Source organism: Pseudomonas sp. SHLD1, from assembly GCF_028640935.1.
Taxonomy (GTDB): Bacteria; Pseudomonadota; Gammaproteobacteria; order Pseudomonadales; family Pseudomonadaceae; genus Chryseomonas; species Chryseomonas aestiva.
Window position 1 is genome coordinate 544,144 of record NZ_JAQZAD010000013.1, and the last position, 16,912, is coordinate 561,055.

Annotated in this window: 17 protein-coding genes; 5 read left to right on the top strand and 12 right to left on the bottom strand. The window is 70.3% G+C overall.

Going from position 1 to position 16,912, the window contains the following annotated elements; translation table 11 throughout:
• Positions 1-8: 8 nt before the first annotated feature.
• Both PVZ77_RS07910 and PVZ77_RS07915 read right to left on the bottom strand, forming a co-directional pair.
• Complete coding sequence (locus tag PVZ77_RS07910; protein WP_273806233.1) at positions 9-794, bottom strand: MipA/OmpV family protein; 786 nt, start codon at positions 792-794, stop codon at positions 9-11.
• Positions 791-2,245 (bottom strand): TolC family protein, encoded by a 1,455-nt coding sequence (locus PVZ77_RS07915; protein ID WP_273806234.1) that lies wholly within the window; start codon positions 2,243-2,245, stop codon positions 791-793. The genes PVZ77_RS07910 and PVZ77_RS07915 overlap by 4 nt, the downstream gene beginning before the upstream one ends.
• Positions 2,246-2,341: 96 nt before the next feature.
• On the opposite strand from PVZ77_RS07915, the gene PVZ77_RS07920 reads away from it, so the two are divergent.
• Together PVZ77_RS07920 and PVZ77_RS07925 are read left to right on the top strand one after the other, a co-directional pair.
• Complete coding sequence (locus PVZ77_RS07920; protein WP_273806235.1) at positions 2,342-3,016, top strand: response regulator; 675 nt, start codon at positions 2,342-2,344, stop codon at positions 3,014-3,016.
• Positions 3,013-4,182 carry a sensor histidine kinase gene (locus tag PVZ77_RS07925; RefSeq protein ID WP_273806236.1) on the top strand — a complete coding sequence of 390 codons (1,170 nt, stop codon included), beginning with the start codon at positions 3,013-3,015 and terminating at the stop codon, positions 4,180-4,182. Before PVZ77_RS07920 ends, PVZ77_RS07925 begins: the two co-directional genes overlap by 4 nt.
• Positions 4,183-4,236: 54 nt before the next feature.
• Here the strand turns inward: PVZ77_RS07925 and PVZ77_RS07930 are convergent, their stop codons facing one another.
• From PVZ77_RS07930 to PVZ77_RS07970, 9 genes are all read right to left on the bottom strand, one after another.
• The gene (locus PVZ77_RS07930) at positions 4,237-4,791 is read right to left on the bottom strand and encodes a ProQ/FinO family protein (RefSeq protein WP_273806237.1); all 555 of its coding nucleotides are present in this window, start codon (positions 4,789-4,791) and stop codon (positions 4,237-4,239) included.
• A gap of 395 nt (positions 4,792-5,186) precedes the next feature.
• Positions 5,187-6,632, bottom strand: coding sequence for an aldehyde dehydrogenase family protein (locus PVZ77_RS07935; RefSeq protein WP_273806238.1), 1,446 nt, complete (start codon positions 6,630-6,632; stop codon positions 5,187-5,189).
• Positions 6,633-6,685: 53 nt separating this feature from the next.
• Positions 6,686-7,873 carry a hypothetical protein gene (locus PVZ77_RS07940; protein ID WP_273806239.1) on the bottom strand — a complete coding sequence of 396 codons (1,188 nt, stop codon included), beginning with the start codon at positions 7,871-7,873 and terminating at the stop codon, positions 6,686-6,688.
• Positions 7,874-7,895: 22 nt separating this feature from the next.
• On the bottom strand, positions 7,896-8,516 hold the full coding sequence (locus tag PVZ77_RS07945) for a class II aldolase/adducin family protein (RefSeq protein ID WP_273806240.1): 621 nt from the start codon (positions 8,514-8,516) through the stop codon (positions 7,896-7,898).
• 8 nt (positions 8,517-8,524) lie between these two features.
• Complete coding sequence (locus tag PVZ77_RS07950; RefSeq protein ID WP_273806241.1) at positions 8,525-10,006, bottom strand: aspartate aminotransferase family protein; 1,482 nt, start codon at positions 10,004-10,006, stop codon at positions 8,525-8,527.
• Between the two features lie 8 nt (positions 10,007-10,014).
• Positions 10,015-10,671 (bottom strand): class II aldolase/adducin family protein, encoded by a 657-nt coding sequence (locus PVZ77_RS07955; RefSeq protein WP_273806242.1) that lies wholly within the window; start codon positions 10,669-10,671, stop codon positions 10,015-10,017.
• A complete protein-coding gene (locus PVZ77_RS07960) occupies positions 10,668-12,302 on the bottom strand; it encodes a xylulokinase (RefSeq protein ID WP_273806243.1) in 1,635 nt (544 codons plus the stop codon). The genes PVZ77_RS07955 and PVZ77_RS07960 overlap by 4 nt, the downstream gene beginning before the upstream one ends.
• Before the next feature lie 10 nt (positions 12,303-12,312).
• Positions 12,313-13,197: a TorF family putative porin gene (locus PVZ77_RS07965; RefSeq protein ID WP_273806244.1), complete on the bottom strand. Its 885-nt coding sequence runs from the start codon at positions 13,195-13,197 to the stop codon at positions 12,313-12,315.
• A 21-nt stretch (positions 13,198-13,218) separates the two neighbouring features.
• Positions 13,219-13,638 (bottom strand): DUF2147 domain-containing protein, encoded by a 420-nt coding sequence (locus PVZ77_RS07970; RefSeq protein WP_273806245.1) that lies wholly within the window; start codon positions 13,636-13,638, stop codon positions 13,219-13,221.
• Between the two features lie 148 nt (positions 13,639-13,786).
• Here PVZ77_RS07970 and PVZ77_RS07975 point away from each other — a divergent pair, with 148 nt between their 5' ends.
• Entirely contained in the window at positions 13,787-14,434 is a 648-nt protein-coding gene (locus PVZ77_RS07975) for a TetR/AcrR family transcriptional regulator (protein WP_273806246.1), read from the top strand.
• 80 nt (positions 14,435-14,514) lie between these two features.
• Entirely contained in the window at positions 14,515-15,123 is a 609-nt protein-coding gene (locus PVZ77_RS07980; RefSeq protein WP_273806247.1) for a DapH/DapD/GlmU-related protein, read from the top strand.
• On the opposite strand, the gene PVZ77_RS07985 is transcribed toward PVZ77_RS07980, so the two are convergent.
• Positions 15,120-15,695, bottom strand: coding sequence for a cysteine hydrolase family protein (locus PVZ77_RS07985; protein WP_273806248.1), 576 nt, complete (start codon positions 15,693-15,695; stop codon positions 15,120-15,122). The genes PVZ77_RS07980 and PVZ77_RS07985 overlap by 4 nt on opposite strands.
• Before the next feature lie 106 nt (positions 15,696-15,801).
• On the opposite strand from PVZ77_RS07985, the gene PVZ77_RS07990 reads away from it, so the two are divergent.
• Positions 15,802-16,788 carry a GlxA family transcriptional regulator gene (locus PVZ77_RS07990; protein WP_273806249.1) on the top strand — a complete coding sequence of 329 codons (987 nt, stop codon included), beginning with the start codon at positions 15,802-15,804 and terminating at the stop codon, positions 16,786-16,788.
• Positions 16,789-16,912: the final 124 nt, after the last annotated feature.

Genomic DNA, 16,912 nt, shown 5'->3' on the forward strand with positions numbered 1-16,912 from the left:
CTCCAGGATCAGAAGCTGTAGGTCAGGGCGACTTGGGCGGTGGTGGCGGTGGCGCGCTGCCGCAGCGGGCTGTCGCGTGCCTGGTCGCCGTAGTAGGTGGTGGTCAGGGTCGCCACCGAACTCCAGTGCGGATCGAAGGTGTGCAACCAGTTCAGCGCGGCGGAATAGGCATGGATGCCCTGGTCGAGACGCGCCGGGGCGAAGCCGCTGGCGGCGCTCTGGGCGGCGGTGACGCCGAAATAGGTCTGGTTGAAGCGGCGGTCGCCGGCGTGGGCGTCGAGATCCAGCGCCAGGGTGTCCTGGTCGGTGTGCAGGACTATGGCTTCCACCCCCAGCCGATAGCGAGAGCCGCGCCGGGCGCCGGCCAGCCGCCATTCGCCCTCGGCGTTGAGACTGAGCCAGGGCGCCAGGGCCTGGCTCAGGGTGAGGTCCAGCACCGTGGCGCCGTCGACCTCGCCCATCCCCCGCAGCCGGTCGGCGCCTGGCCGCCAGGCGTTGTCGCGGTCATCGCGGCCGACGTCGTAGTTGAGGGCGCCGCTGAGGGTCAGCCCCCGGGCCGACTGCCATTGCAGGCCGAGGCCGCGACTGGTGTCGGCAAAGAAGGGGCCGCGCTGGACCACCATCAGGGGCAGCAGCTGCGGCCGATAGTCGGCCGAACCCAGGTAGCGACTGACCGCGCCGGCCACCAAGCCGAGGCTGACATCGGTGTGGTCGCCCCAGGGCGAGGCGTCGGCCGCCTGGCCGGCCAGGGGCGTCAGGCAAAGCAGCAGCGGCAGCAGGGCGGTGCGGGTCATGGCAGGTCCTCTCGGGTGGCGGAAGGGTGATCCAGGCCGTGCAGAGCGCGGTACAGGCGCAGGCGATTGAGGCGCAGGGCCTGCTCGGTCCGGCGCAGCGTCTCACTGGCGCGCAGGTCGTCGAGGCCGGCCTGCAGGCTGGCGCCGGGATCGCCAGCCCCGGCCTGCCACTGGCGCGCCAGGCGCTGGCGGCGCTGGTGGCTCAGCTGCAGCTGGGCGTCCAGGGTCTGGCGCTGCGCGAGCAGCAGGCGGCGCTCCTCCAGGCCGTCGGCCAGGTCGCGAAAGGCGTCCTGCAGGGTGCGCTCGTAGGCGGCCAGGGCCAGGTCGCGAGCGGTCCTGGCCGCATCCAGGTTGGCGCCGTTGCGCCCGCCGTCGAGCAGCGGCAGGGACAGCGACGGCGTCAGCAGTCGCAGCCCCTGCCCGGCGCTGAACAGATCCTGCAATTGCGGACTGGCCAGGCCCACCGCGGTGCTCAGGCGGATGCTCGGGAAAAAGGCGGCGCGGGCCGCGCCGATGCTGGCGTTGGCCGCCTGCAGACGTTCCTCGGCGGCGCGCACGTCGAGACGCTCCAGCAGGCGGCTGGAAGGCAGGTCGGCCAACTCGCCGGGCAGCTCCGGCGGAGGACCGGCGAGGGCAGGCGCAGCGCTGGGGGAGGGTGCCAGCCGGTAGCCGGTGACCCAGGCCAGCGCCCCATAGGCCTGGGTGCGCTGACCCAGCCGCTGTCGCACCTGCTGGCGCGCCTCCAGGGCAGCCTGGGTCAGGGGCTCCAGTGCGGCCGGAGCCAGGTCGCCGGCGGCGATGCGCGCCTGGGTGCGCTGCATCAGCTGGTCGCTGAGCGCGGCCATGGCCTGGGCGCTGGCGACCTGGGCATCGGCCTCGCGGGCCAGCAGGAAGAGGCGCGCCACCTCGACCACCAGGGCGCCGCGCGCGGCTTGCTGGCCATAGGCACTGGCCAGCAGCTGGTGGCGGGTTTCTTCACCCAGGCTGGCCACGCGGCCGAAGAAGTCCAGTTCGAAGGCGTCCACGCCCAGGGTGGCGGTGGCCAGGTCCTGCTGGTAGCGTTCGTCCAGCGCCGGATCGGCGAAGCGCTGACGCGGACGCTGCACCGCCAGGCCCAGGGTGGGCCAGCGCTCGGCCTGGCGGGCTCCCAGCTGCGCCCGCGCCTGCTCGACCCTGAGCTGGGTTATCCGGTAGTCTCGATTGCCCGCCAGCGCCTGGCTCGCCAGCTCTGGCAGGAGGGCTTCAGCGCTGACCGCGGCCAGCAGTTGGCGCTCCTCCGGACTGAGGTCGACGACCGCCGCGGGCGTAGCGTCCGGGCGTTGCCACTGCCCCAGGTGCGCGGGCACCGGCAGTGCCGGCCGCTGGTAGTCGGGAATCAGCGAGCAACCGCTGAGGCCCAGCAGGCTGACCAGCAGCAGCGGGCAGGTGACGGAAGCGGCGAGTGAAGGCATGGCAGGCAGACCCAATGCAAGGCATGGGTCGCAGCCTAGGGACGCCGAATCAAGATTCCTTCGGCGAATTGTCGAGATTCGATCAAGAGAGCGGACGTGGGCGACAACCTCATACTCATCGTCGAAGACGACGCCGACAGCGCCAGCGTGCTGGAGGCCTACCTGCGGCGCGACGGCTTCACGGTGATGCTCGCCGAGGACGGCCGCCAGGGGCTGGACCTGTTCCAGCGCGAGCGACCCGACCTGGTCCTGCTCGACATGATGTTGCCGCGCCTTGGTGGCACCGAGGTGCTGGCGCAGATCCGCCGCGCCGGGGATACCCCGGTGATCATGGTTACCGCCATCGGCGACGAGCCGGAAAAGCTCGGCGCCCTGCGCTATGGCGCCGACGATTACGTGGTCAAGCCCTACAACCCCAAAGAGGTGGTGGCGCGGGTGCACGCGGTGCTGCGCCGCTGTCATCAGGCGCCGCGCGATGATCGCTGGCTGCGCCATGGGGCCCTGACGGTGGATCTGGAGAGTTTCAGCGCCACGTTCGAGGCGCGCGTCCTGGAGCTGACGCCCACCGAATTCGGCCTGCTCGCCACCCTGATGCGCACTCCGCACAAGGCCTTTACCCGCGAGGAATTGCTGGAGCGCTGCCTGCCGGAGAGCGAGGCCCTGGCGCGGGTGGTGGACACCCACCTGCACAACCTCAGGCGCAAGCTGGAGGCGGCGGGCATTCCCGGCGTGCCGGTGACGGTACGCGCCATCGGCTATCGCTTTTCATGAAGCGCCAGGCCCCGCTGGGGCGCTGGGTTGGCTGGCGCATGAGCCTGCTGGCTCTGGGCGCGGTGCTGCTGATCGCCGCCGGCATGTACCTCTGGTTTCTCTTCGGCGACTGGTGGGTGCTGCGCCAGGTGCCCCAGGCGGCGCGGGCGGAAATCCTCCAGCTGCGCGCCGATCCGCAGGAGCACGAGGCGCGGCTCTGGGCGCTGTTCAGCCACTACTATCCGGTGCGCTATTTCCTGCCCGGGATCGCCAGCCGCGACTGGTGGGTGCTGGCGGGCCTGGTGCTGGCGGCCGTGCCCTTGATCCTGCTTGCCGGCTTTCGGCTGTCACGCCCGCTGTCGAGCCAGTTCTCCGCCATCGCCGCGGCGGCGCGGCGGGTGGCGTCGGGCGATCTGGACACCCGGCTGGAGGTAGCCGAGACGGCACCCGCGGAGTTGCGCCGCCTGGCGCTGGACTTCAACAGCCTCACCGCGCGGTTGCAGCAATACGAACGCGACGTGCGGGATTCCAGCGCCATCCTCGCCCATGAGCTGCGCACCCCGCTCAACGCCGCCTCGGTGCGGGTGCAGGGCATCCTCGACGAGGTCTTTCCCGCGGATGCCCGCCAGTTGCAGATGGTCAAGCGCCAGCTCGACCTGCTCAACACCCTGGTCGGCGACCTGCATACCCTGTCGCTGGCCGAGGCCGGGCAACTGGCGCTGGACCAGCGGCCCTTCGCCCTGGCGGCGCTGGTGGAAGAGCGACTGGCCTGGTTCGCCCCCCAGCTGCAGGCCGAGGCGATACGACTTCGCCTGGGGCTGGATTCCCGCCAACAGCTGTACGCCGACCGCGATCGCATCGGCCAGTTGCTCAACATCCTGCTGGAGAATTTCCTGCGCTATGGCGCCAGCGGCGGCGAACTAGAGATCGTCCAGCGGGCCCTCGCCGAGGGGCTGGTGCTGGAATTCCGCGATCGCGGCCCGGGTATCGCCGAAGCCGACCGCGAGCGGGTCTTTCACCGCTTCTGGCGCGCCGACAGCTCTCGGGCGCGTCACCTGGGCGGCAGCGGTCTGGGCCTGTCCATCGCCCGCGCCATCTGCACGGCGCATCAGGGCCGCATCGTCGCCCTGGGGCGCGAGGGTGGCGGCACGGTCATGCGGATCGAGTTGCCGGGACAGCGGTCCTAGCGCGGCAGGCGTCCGGAACGACTGCCCCTGTCAGGGCGACAGGGGCAGCGGGTCTCAGGCGGAGGCGTCGTCCGCGGGAGCGGCGACGGCCTCGGTCGCTGCAGGCGCTTCGGCTTCGACCGGCGCGGCGGTGTCTGCCTTGGCCTTGGCCTGCTCACGGCGGGCCTGGGCGCGCTGGCGGCGTGCCTGCTGCTTGGCATAGACCGCCTGGGACGCGGTCACGGTGCCAGCCGGCTGGCCATCCAGATCCAGGCGCGGGGCGTTTTCGGTCATGGCCGCCCAGTAGCGGGTGCCACGGCACCAGGTGGCGATCGACTGCTTGAGCTGGTCACCGGTGATGCCCAGGCGCTCCAGGTGCTGCTCGGCGTCCTTCAGGATGCCTTCCTTGAGCGGCACCTTGGGGGCCGGATTGACCGGAAAGGCCAGCGGGAAGTGCTTTTGCAGACGGCGGATGCCTTCGACCACCGGATCCTGCTCGCGGGGCTTCTGCTCGCGGGGCTTGGCTTTCGGTGAAGGTCTCCGCGCCGGCCGCTCGTTGCTCTCGGTCTTTACCTGCGCTTTTTCGGCCCGCAGGCGGTCGCGTAGTTCAGCTAGTTGCTCAAAGCCCATCGTTCAGCTCACCGCTCAATAGAATTCACGTGCAAGGGTAACCCATGCCGGGCTTGGACCGCGCCGATTGCAGATTGGCACGCCCAAGGCTGGCGGCCCGTCATTCTAAAGGCTGGTTTGCCGCTCGTGCATCCTCGGCAGCGTCATTCCCGGCGGATGGTGCGCCCTGCCGGGCGTTTTCTCGGTGCTGTACGAACGTCGCCGAGCGCAGGTGAGGCGAGCTGAAACGACCACGGGGAGTAAAGGCCCAAGGCTGCCTGAAGGGTGAGCGCTCACCCATCAAAAAGCGGAGGAAGCGCAGTGTAGGTGCGGTAAAGGAGCAATCCGACCGGGCTGGCGATCCAGGGCTTTTTCAACGAAGCATCGCCGATGCGCAGGTACTTCTCGTACTGGACCTAGCCGCCTCCGGTCAGCCGCGACACCCATTGCGCCAGCCGCAGCTTGAGCGGCGAATAGGGCGGCAGCAGCAGACGAACGGCCAGCAGTGGACCGGCGGCGAGCACGCTGCGCTCGTGGGAAAAAGTGCGAAAACCCGCCTGGCCATGGGCGCTGCCGCTGCCGGAGTGGTTGACGCCGCCAAAAGGCAGGTGCAGCTGGGTGTACTGCTGCATGCACAGGTTGAGGCCGACGCTGCCGGAGCTGGTGCGGGCGACCACCCGTCGCTGCACCGCGCGATCGCGACTCCAGAGATAGAGCGCCAAGGGCTTGGGACCGGCGTCGATGCGCCGCAGCACCTCCTCCAGGTCGTCGTAGGCAATCACCGGCAAGAGCGGACCGAACAGCTCCTGGCTGTCCAGGGGGCTGTCGACGGCCGAGCAATCCAGCAGGGTCGGGGCGAGATAGCACCCGGCCGCATCGTGCGCGCCGCCGTGGATCAGCTGCGCGCCGGCCGCCTGGGCCTGTTCCAGCAGCCCGATCAGCTGGCTGGCATGGCGCGGGTGGATGAGCCGGGCGTAGTCGGGGCTGGCGGCGGCATCGGTGCCGTAGCGCTGCACCAGCAGAGCGCGACAGCGTTCCTTGAAGGCTGGCAGCAGGCGGCGGGCGACGAAGACATGGTCGGGGGCGACGCAGGACTGGCCGGCATTGAGGAACTTGCCCCAGAGCAACAGTTCGCAGGCGGCGTCCAGATCGGCACTGGCGTCGATGATCGCCGGCGACTTGCCACCCAGTTCCAGGGTCACCGAGGCCAGGTGCCGGGCGGCGGCCTGCATCACCAGGCGGCCCACGGCCGTGGAGCCGGTAAAGAAGAAGTGATCGAAGGGCAGCGCCAGGAGCGCCTGGGCGGTGGTGACGTCGCCTTCGCAAAAGGCCACGGTGTCCGGGGTGAAGGCCTCGGTCAGCAGCTCGCGCAGTACCGCATTGACCGCCGGGGTGAATTCCGAGGGCTTGAGCATCACGCTGTTGCCGGCCGCCAGCGCCGATACCAGCGGGCCGAGCAGGGTGGAGACCGGGTAGTTCCAGGGGCCGATGATCAGGCAGCGGCCGCGTGGCTGGCTATGGATGTGCGCCGGACAGCCAAGGGAGGTCAGGGTCGGTCGCACCCGACGCGGCTTCATCCAGCGGCGCAGGTGGCGGCGCGCGTGCTGGATCTCTTCCAGCACCGGCATGATCTCCGACAGTTCCACCTCCACCTCGGGCTTGCCGAAGTCCTGGCGAAAGGCCGCATAGAGCGCCCCACGCCGCGCCACCAGGGCGCCCTGCAGGCGTTGCAGCAGGGTCAGCCGCTCGGCGGCGCTGGAACCGCGCAGGGCCAGGGCGCGTGGTCCCTGGGCGGCGAACAGTCGCTGCAGGGTCTCGGGGTCGATCAGGGCGGGAGCGGGATCGGGGAGGGGCGCATTCATGGCAGCAGTCCGCAAGGGGTAGGAAGGAGGCGACGCGGCGACGACGGCAGTATTCAGCCTGGGCGTTGCCAGCGCCAGCGCGGTACCGGCCGGAAGCCGGGGGCACTGAGGGCGAGCAGGGCCGCCAACCCCAGGGCCAGCAGGGCGAGCAGGGCGCTGGTCAGGGCGGCGGGCCGGACCGCGGCGCCCTGCAGCCAGAGGGACGCCAGCGCCGGGCCGGCGGCGCAGCCGAGCAGTTGCAGCGAAGGCACCAGGGTGGCGACGCGGCCACTGGCGTCCAGTCGCAGAGCCAGGCTGATCTGGAAGGGGGTGAGGGTCTGCCAGAGAAAGGTGAAGGCCAGGCACAGCAGCGCGAAGGTCAGCTGCGCCCCTGGTGCCAGGCCGTAGATCAGCGCGGCCAGGCTGCCCAGCAGCAGGGTCGCCAGGATCAGGGTGGCGGCGGCCGGCAGCCAGGCCACCAGGGCTGCACCGGCCAGACCACCAAGCAACTGGGCGGCGAAGCTCGCGGCGATCAGGGTCTGGGCCTGGCTGGTGTCCAGCCCGAGGGCTTCGCCATAGGGCTCCAGATAGGCCCACAGCGCACCGACCGCCGCCAGCTGGCAGCCGACGAAGGCCAGCAGCAGGGCCTGGGGCAGCCGCCAGCGATGGCGGACGGGCACGCTGCCAGCGATCTCCAGCGCCGCCAGCCGGCGGGGCAAGGCGGCGGTCAGTGGCAGGGCCAGGGCGGTCACGCCGGCCAGCAGCCGGAAGCCGCCGGGGCTGCCCAGGCGCGGCAGGATCCACAGCGCCAGCAGGGCGGCCAGCAGGCCCTGGCAAAAGGTCTGCAGCGCCATGAACAGGCCGGATAGGCGCTCGGCGGCGGGCTGGCGCACGATCAGCGCGACCGCCGCCCAGAGCAGCAGGCCTTCGCCGAGGCCGGCGAGGGCGCGCAGGCCGAGCAGCAGCAGATCACCGCTGGCCTGGGCGCTGGCCAGGTCGGCGGCGATCGCCAGCAGCGTCGCCGGTACCAGGACGGCTGGCAGCCCCAGGCGCGGGCCCAGGGCCTCGCCAGCGATGACCCCCAGGCCCAGGGCGACGATCTCGCCCATGGCCACCAGGCCCAGGCCATCGAGGCTGGCCCGACCGCTGGTGAACAGCTCGCCGAGCAGCAGCGGCTGCAGGCCGAGGATGAGCAGGGCCAGGGACCCCAGCAGCAGCGCGGCGCAGACCTGGCGGGGCGGAGAGGGCGAGGTGACGGTCATGGGCTCTACCTTCGAAGAGTAACTAGTAACCGCGGCTTTCCGCCGGCAGCCGGCCCTGGCGGAAGGCCTCGGCGGCGGCGCGCTGGTCGCGCTGGAGCCGGCGGGTGGCGATCAGCACCACCCACCAGGGCAGGCGGGTGAGCACGGCGCCGGTGGCCTGGGCCAGGGTGTAGGCCTTGGCGCATTTCTCGAACAGCTCGGCATTGAGGGCGGCGCGGCTGGCGGTGGTCCCCAGGCACAGCGGGTGGCCGCCGAGCAGCTGGACGTTGCCCTGGTCGGCCAGGGCTTCCGCCAGGGCGTCGCCCCTGGCCACCGCGGGCGCCATCCGGCCCAGGTGCCGGGCCTGCTCGTCGAACAGCTGCGGCAACTGGCCGCCGAAGTCCGCCACATGCTGCCCATAGCGCCCGGCCCCCTGGATGATGGCGCCGACATCCGGTCGCGAGCGGTAGACGAGTGCGTGATCGAGGGCGCCGCCGCTGCTGCGGGTCAGCTCGATCTCGCAGGGGGCGGCATCGCCCAGGGTGCCGTACCAGAGGCTGCCCGCCCCCGGTATGCGTACCGACAGGGCCAGGGCCGAGCGTTCGCCCTGGCGGGCCAGGCGTTGCTGCAGATCCAGCCATTGCTGGCGCAGTTCGGCTTTCATGGGCGGCCTCATACCAGTTGGAAGACCCGGTCGAAACGCTCCAGGGCGTCGTCGATCACGGCGTCGGTGTCGGCCAGGCTGGTGTAGATGCGGCTGCCGGCCAGGGTGATGAGGCCATGGGCGGTGTAGGCGGCGCCCATCTCTTCCATCATGTGCTTGCGCGCCTTGGCTTCGTTGCGCACCCGCAGCAGCTTGAGCGGGTTGCCGGTGTCGAGCAGCAGCACGCCGGAGGTCTGCAGATGGACGATGGAGCCCAGGTTGTAGGCGGCATAGGGCAGGTTGCGGCGCTCGATGATCTCGTCCAGCCCTTGGCGCAGCCGATCGCCGGCACGACCGGCCTGGCCGGCGGCGTCGAGGCGCTGGATCTCCTTGAGGGCGTAGTAGCCGGCCACGCAGCACAGCGGATTGGCCGACAGGGTGCCGCCGACGAAGGCGCGCTTCGACGAGGTGCCGATGCCGCCCACCAGCAGCTGCATGACCTCGGCCTTGCCGCCCAGGGCCCCGGCCATGGGATAGCCGCCGGTGAGGCATTTGCCGAGCACGGTGAGATCCGGCAGCACCTTGAAGTAGCCCTGGGCACCGCCCATGCCGGCGCGAAAACCGGTCACCACCTCGTCGAAGATCAGCAGGGCGCCGAATTCGTCGCAGAGCTTGCGCACCTCGCGATTGAACTGCGGATGCACCGGGCGGGTGCCGCTCTCCGGGCCGAAGGGTTCCACCAGCACCGCCGCGGTGCCGCCGCGCAGGCGATTGAGTTGCAACCGCCGGCGCAGGGCGTCGAGGTCGTTGGGCGGGCTTTCCTGGGTGTGGGCGGTGGCGCCCCGGGGAATGCCGAGGGCCTCCATGCGCCCGGTGCCGGGCAGGCGCATGCCGTACACCAGCTGATCGCTCCAGCCGTGATAGGCCCCGCCGATCTTGATGATCCAGCGGCGCCCGGTATAGGCCCGTGCCAGGCGCACCGCGGCCATGGCCGCCTCGGTGCCCGAGCCCAGCAGCCGCACCTGGTCGATGCCGGGCACGCTCTGGCAGACCAGTTCGGCGAGCTTGACCTCGTATTCGTGCAGCAGGCCGGTGACCGGGCCGCACTCGGCGAGGATGCGCTGGACCTGGTCGCGCACGCCGGGATGATTGGAGCCGAGCAGGGTGGGGCCGCCGGCCTGGAGGAAGTCGATGTACTGGTTGCCGTCGACGTCGGTGAGGTGGGCGCCCTCCGCCCGGGCGATGGCCAGGGGGAAGGGATGGTTGAACGCCAGGTTGTGCTGGATGCCCCCGGGAATGAAGCGCTTGGCTTCTTCGGCGAGCCGCCGCGAGCCCTGGCAGCGCTCGTCGAAATAGCCCATGACCTTGGCCAGCGCCTCGCGGCGCAGCGGGCGCATGGGCTGTTTGACCAGGGCGTCGAAACGGCGATAGAGCGTCTCGGTATCCGGCCAGGCGGAAATCGCCGGCGGCGTGGGCACCAGGGGCGGCGGGGTGGTCAGGGGCTGGTTCATGGCGGACCTCAGGACGGGAGGGAGGCGGTGAGGGTGGTCAGCAGGCGCTGGCGCGCCAGGCTGTCGGCGGCGGAGACGCCGGGTCGGTTGGCGATACGGCCGACCAGGTAGTGCTCGCAGAAGGCTTCCAGCTGCTCCAGCACCGCCAGGGTCTGGCGCGCGCTGGCGCCGTAGCAGAGCACCCCGTGGTTGCGCAGCAGATAGGCCGGGCTCTCGGCGCTCAGGGCGCGATCCAGGCGCTTGGCCAGCCAGCCGGTGCCGGAGGGGGCATAGCCCACCAGCGGCAAGCGGCGGCCCAGTTCGGGCCAGCGCTCGGGGTCGTCGACGCTCAGGGCCTCGCCCAGCAGGGTGCAGGCGCTGGCCAGCGGCTGGTGGGTGTGCAGGCTGCAGCCCGCGGCCGGAAAGCGCCGCAGCACCCGGGCGTGCAGCCCGGTTTCCACCGAGGGTGCGCGATCGCCTTCGAGCTGGTGCAGGTCGGCCAGGCGCAGGATGCAGACGTCTTCCGCGCCCATCTGGTAGTAGTCGAGGGCGGAGGGGGTCACCGCGATTCGCTCGGCGTCCAGGCGCAGGGCCAGGTTGCCGCCGGTGGCGGCGAAGAAGCCGCGGCGCACCAGGTGCAGGCAGAGATCGACCACCTGTTCGCGCGCTTCGAGGGTATCGCTCATGGTCGGGCTCCCTGGTTGGGGTTGAGGCGGCGGTAGAGCGGCGCCAGGCGCCGGCGGACTTCGAGAAAGGTGGCGTAGCTGTCGTCGTAGCGCGCCCGCGCCTGGGGGCAAGGCTGGTAGAGACGCGGCGGTCGCTGCAGCGCCGGCACGTCGCTGAAGGTCAGGGCGCCGATGCCGGCGGCGGCGATATAGGCCGAGCCCCGGGCATTGGCCTGGATGGGCGCATCGGGCTGGGCGATCACGTGGCCGGTGACGTCGGCCATGATCTGGCACCAGAGATTGGACTGGGCGCCGCCGCCCACCGCGGTGATCCGCTCCGGTCGGCGGCCGAGGAAGCGGCCGAAGGGTTCCAGCATCCAGCGGGTGTTAAGCGCCACCCCTTCGAGAAAGGCGCGGATGATGTCTTCCCGCGTGTGCTCCAGCGACAGGTTGATCAGCGCCGCGCGCAGGCTGGGATCGTCCACCGGGCTGCGCTCGCCATACAGCCAGGGGGTGTAGAGCAGCCCGCGGGCGCCGGCCGGCACCCGGGCGGCGATGCGGTCGAGCAGCGCATAGAGATCCGGGTGCTGTTCGTCGCTGAGGAGTTCGTCCGGGTGGTAGAGCACCTTGTCGCGCAGGAAGGACAGGTTGGCACCCGCCGCGGTCTGCAGCGCCATGGCCAGGTAGCGGCCCTTGACCGCGCTGGGCACGGCGGCCATGTGGCGCAGGACATCGGACTTCTTGAAGGGCACGTGGGCGCCCAGCCAGGAGGAGGTGCCCAGGTAGAGGTGCGGCGCGAAGTCTTCCACCGCGGAGCCCACCGCCACTGCCGAGGTGTCCACCGAGCCGGCCACCACCGGCGTGCTGCGCGGCAGACCGAGCTGGGCGGCCACCGCGCCGGTCAGGGTACCGATCACCTCCGCGGAATCCACCAGATCGGGCAGCTTGTCGCGGTCGAAGCCCAGGGTGCGGATCAGCCCGGCGTCGTACTTCACCTGACGCGAATCGCGGTTGTCGGTGATCCAGGCGGTGCAGATGGAATCGGCGGTGGCGCAGCAGCGACCGGTAAGGCGCAGATTCATGAAGTCGAGGACATTGAGAAACTTCACCGTGCGCGCATAGCGCTCCGGCTGGTGGTCCTGCAGATAGGCGATGTGCCCGGCGGAATCCTTGCCCGACAGCGAGGGCGCGCCGCCGGTGAGGCGGATCCAGCGCCACAGCTTGAACGGCGAGTAACCGGCCACCTTGAGCCGGCCGCCGCCGACCCGCCGCGCCACGGATTCGGCGCCGCGCATGTCCAGCCAGAGCAGCGCCCGGCCCAGGGCCTGGCCGTTGGCGTCCACGCACACCGTGCCCTCGGTCTGGGTCGAGCAGCACACCGCCACCACCCGCCGCCGCCGCGCCGGATCCGCCGCCAGCAATTCGCCGGCGCCGCGCAGGAAGGCCTGCCACCAGTCTTCCGGTTCCTGTTCGGCGCTGTGCCCTTCGACGTGCAGGGTGACGCCATGGAAGGTCCAGGCGACCACCTCGCCGCCAAGGGTGACCAGCGCGCTCTTGCAGCCGGAGGTGCCGAGGTCCACCACCAGCACCAGGCCGTCGAGGGCGGTGGCCTGGGCCGGCGCGGGCGGCGTGGCGAAGACGTGAGGTTTCATGGGCGCCGGCTCAGAAGGGACGGGCCACGGACAGCACCCAGCGGGCCTCGTCCGTCGCGCGCTGATGGTCGCCGTCTTCGGCGATGTAGAGTTCGCGCGCCCGGGTATGGGGGCTCAGGTAGTCCAGGCCGAAGTCGAAGCCCCAGTGGCGATGCACCAGGCCGACGCCGTAGTCGCTGAAGTTGGCCTCGGAGAAATTGCGGATCTGCTGGTAGCCGGCGTGCAGCTTGAGGCTGGTGCGCGGGGTCAGCTCGTAGCGATAGTCCAGGTCGTAGAGCAGGCTGCCGCGGGAGTTGTGCTCGCCCTTGGCATAGCACTCCAGGCCCTTGGTGGGATCGGGGTTGAATTGCAGCTGGGCGCCGCAGACGCCGGCGGTGTTGGCACCGCGATAGTTTTCCGAGAGCACGTTGAGGATGCGCCCCTGCAGTGCCCCGTAGCCGATCTCCAGCACGGCGAACTGGCTGTTGTAGTTGGTGCTGCGCAAGCCATCGGGGGCGCCGGTCTCCGGATCGATGCGGCTGGGCGCCTTGAAGTGGGCCCCGGGAAAGAATTCCCCGGCCAGCCCGACGCCGAAGTGCCAGGCCTCCGGATCGCCGAAGCGGTAGCCGCCGGCCAGCAGCACGTTGGCGCCATCGCCGTCGAGGAACTGCTTCTTGCTCACGGTGCCGAGTTCCGCCAGGCCGATCAGGCCGCTTTCGTGGGCGAATTCCACGGTGACCTTGGCCCCTGGCCGATTGAGCGAATCCGAGATGCTGCGGTTGCGCACGTCCGAGAGCAGGCTCGGGGTGATGGTCAGAGCATAGCTGGCCAGGTCGTCATCGGCCTGGACCGCGCTGCCGAGAATGCTCAGGCACAGCAGGGCCGCCGCCTGGGTGCGGTGAAGAATCCGGTTCATGGGGTCGCTCCTTGCGGTGGCTTAGCTGCAGTGCGGGGTGGCGGGGAGGGTGCTCAGCGGGGTGAGCTGTTCGGTCTTGCCGAGCACCTCGGTGCCGACATAGGCGCGGATGTTGAGGTCGTCGCCCTTGCGGCGGACGTAGCCCTTGTACTTCTTGCCATCGCGCGGATCGAACACCCAGCCGTCGCGCCAGGTGCCGCCGTCGTCGCGACTCATCTGGAAGATGCGGGTGCCGCAGGTGTCATGGGCATTGCCGGCGTCCTTGTCCCAGACGATGGTGCCGCACAGGGCACTGGCGTTGTCGGCGCAGGGCGTGACCTTGACGGCGGCGCCCTGGTCGGCGGTCAGCCAGAGACCCTGGACCGGTGCGGCGTCGGCCGCCAGAACCGGGGCCAGGGGTAGCGCCCAGAGGGCGACGGCGAGCGCGAAGGGTGTTTTCATGGAGGAGACTCCTGCTGTTTGTTGTGGTTGTGGCTGGAGGCAGTAAGGGCAACGCGGTTGCTGATATGATAGTTGTCGCTACACGATAGTTATAACTATCATTTTACTGCCCATCAAGGTGTTTTTTCGTCTAGCCGAGAGCTTTTTCATGGTCGCCAAAGAGTCCGCTCCATCCCCCCGCGCCACGCCCAAGGCCCGCCCCAGCCAGCAGCGGGCAGCGGAAACCTACGAACGCATCCTGGCCGCGGCGGCGGAGGTGCTCTGTCAGGTCGGCATCGAGCGGCTGTCGACCAATCTGGTCTGCGACTGCGCGGGGCTGACCCCGCCGGCGCTCTACCGCTACTTTCCCAACAAGTACGCCCTGCTGGAGGAACTGGGCCGGCGCCTGCTGGAGAAGCAGAATGCGCAGATAGACGGGCGGATCAATGCCGAGCTGCTGGCCGGTCCTTTGGAGCGGGTGGAAGACGTCTTGACCGGGCTTTTGCTGGATACCTACCGGGTCACCGCCGAGACCGCCGGTGGCATGTGGATCCTCAAGGCGCTGCGCGCGGTGCCCTCGCTGGAGCACGTGCGCCTGGATTCGCACCGCCGGGTGGCGGCGCAGCAGGCCGCGTTGCTGGTACTGCTGCTGCCCAGCCTGCCGCCGGCCGCCGTCGCCCAGGTCGCGCGGATCGTGGTCGAGCTGATCCACTCCACCGTGGAGTTGCTGTTCGATGAGGAACTGCTGGCGGAAAGCACCTGCCGCACCGTCGCGGCCATGCTCAGCGGCCATCTGGGGCGCCTGCGCGACGCCTGAGCCGTTCGCCCGCCCGGGCGAGCATCCGCTGGGAACACAGGTCAGAATCGGCAGGCGTTCCACCACTGCCAAGGCCCGTCATGCCGGATCTGGATATCGCCACCTTCATCACCGCCTGGCCCAGTCTGGGCCTGGAGCCCGCCGCGCCCTGGACGCATACCGGCGCCTGCGAGGAGCAGGTCAGGGTGCTGCTGGCGCGCCTCGGTCCCGGCTATCGGCGCCAGGGCGACAGCGCCATCCACGAGACCGCGGTGGTGGAGGCGGGCGCGGTGCTCAAGGGACCGGTCATCATCGGCCCGGGCACCCTGGTGGCGGCGGGCGCCTATCTGCGCGGCGGTGTCCACCTGGGCGCCCACTGCGTGGTGGGTCCGGCCTGCGAGTTGAAGAGCAGCCTGCTGCTGGACGGCAGCAAGCTCGCCCACTTCAATTTCGTCGGGGATTCGCTGATCGGCAGCGGGGTGAATCTGGAGGCGGGCGCCATCGTCGCCAACTACCGCAACGAAAGTGACGGCGCGGTCATCCGCATCCGCCACGGAGAGCAGGTGATCGATACCGGGGTGATCAAGTTCGGCGCCCTGATCGGCGATGGTTGCCGGCTGGGCGCCAATGCGGTCATCGCGCCGGGCGCGCTGCTGCCGCCGGGCACCCGGGTCGCGCGGCTGGGGCTGATCGACCAGGGCGTGCCTTAAGGCGCTTCGGGCGCCGCCCTGCCTTGGCCGGCGAGATAGGAGTCGGTGGACGCCAGGCTCGCATAGGCGAAGGCCAGCGCGGCCATCAGGGCGGCGTGCACCTGGGCCGCCGGCACCCGGACTCCGGCGAATTCCAGCTCCAGGGTGGCGCAGGCGTCATGGATCACGGTCACGGCGTAGCCCAGATCAGCCGCGGCGCGAACGCCGGCGTCGATGCACATATGGCTCATGGCGCCCACCACCACCAGCGATTCGATACCGCGCTCGTCCAGCAGCTGCTCGAGCGAGGTCTCGCGAAAGGCATTGGGATAGTGCTTCACCACCACCGGCTCGCCGGCCCGGGGCACGACGGCGGCCTGGAACTCCACGCCATCGCTGCCGGGCACGAAGATCGGCGCCTCGGCGCTCAGCGATTGATGCTGCACATGGATCACCGGGACGCCCTGGTCTCGGGCGTGGGCGATGATCCGCGCGGCATTGGCGACCGCCGCCTCGATGCCACTGAGGGGCAGTTTGCCGCGGGGGAGGTATTCGTTCTGCAGATCGATGACTACGACGGCGTGCTTGCTCATGTCCAGCCTCTCGGAAGATGCTTCAGGTTTGGGTCCGGCCATGATTGGCCAGCCGCGCCTGCGGGCGAAGAGGCGTGACCGACAACTTCAGGGGCGCCAGCGACACATGCACGATCAACCACCGATCGAACTCGGCCTGCTGCTCTATCCCGGCGTGCAACAGGCGACGGTACTCGGCCTCACCGACCTGTTCGAGATCGCCGGACGCATCACCGGGACCGCGGAGGATGCCGAGCGCCCGCGACTGCGCGTCAGCCACTGGCGGCTGGAGGAGGGCGAGACGCTGCCCAGACGGGTCTACGATTCCCTGCCCGGGGCAGATAGCGCGCTTCAGGTGCTGATCCTTCCACCCAGTCTGGCGGAGCCGATTTCACCCGCTGCCGCCGCGCCCTATCGTGACTGGCTCCGCCAACGGCATGGCGAGGGCGTGCGCCTGGCCTCGATCTGCGCCGGTGCCTTTCTGCTGGCGGAAACCGGTCTGCTCGATGGCCGCACCGCCACCACCCACTGGCTGCATGTCGAGCGCTTCGCCGCCCGTTTTCCGGCCGTGAGCCTGGACGCCGACCAGTTGCTCATCGATGGCGAGGACCTGGTCACCGCGGGCGGTCTCATGGCCTGGACCGATCTCGGCCTGCGCCTGGTCGATCGCTACCTGGGCGCCAGGCGCATGCTCGACACCGCGCGGACCCTGGTCATCGACCCGCCTGGCCGACAGCAGCGCTACTACAGCGCCTTTTCGCCGCGCCTGAACCACGGCGACAGCGCCATCCTCGCCGTGCAGGAATGGCTGCAGGCGACGGGCGCCCAGGACCTCGCCCTGGACACCCTGGCCCACCGCGCCGGACTCGAGCCGCGCACCTTTCTGCGCCGCTTTCGCCAGGCCACCGGCATGACCACCACCGCCTATTGCCAGCAACTGCGCGTCGGTCGCGCCCGCGAGTTGCTGCAGGCCAGCCGGCTGCCCCTGGAACGGGTCGCCTGGGAGGTCGGCTACAGCGATCCGGGCGCCTTCCGCAAGGTCTTCACCCGCGTGGTGGGGCTGAGTCCGGGGGATTACCGCAGAAGATTCGGCGGCGCGCTGAGCGGGCGGTGAGGCCAGCGCGTCTCGCGCCGAGGGTTCGTCACGCCCCGGAGCGGTCAGGGCCTGGCCGGCGTCCGCGCATGGTCGGTCGGCTGACTCGGGGGTCGACCGCGCCCCAGGAGGCGTCTCGTCTTGG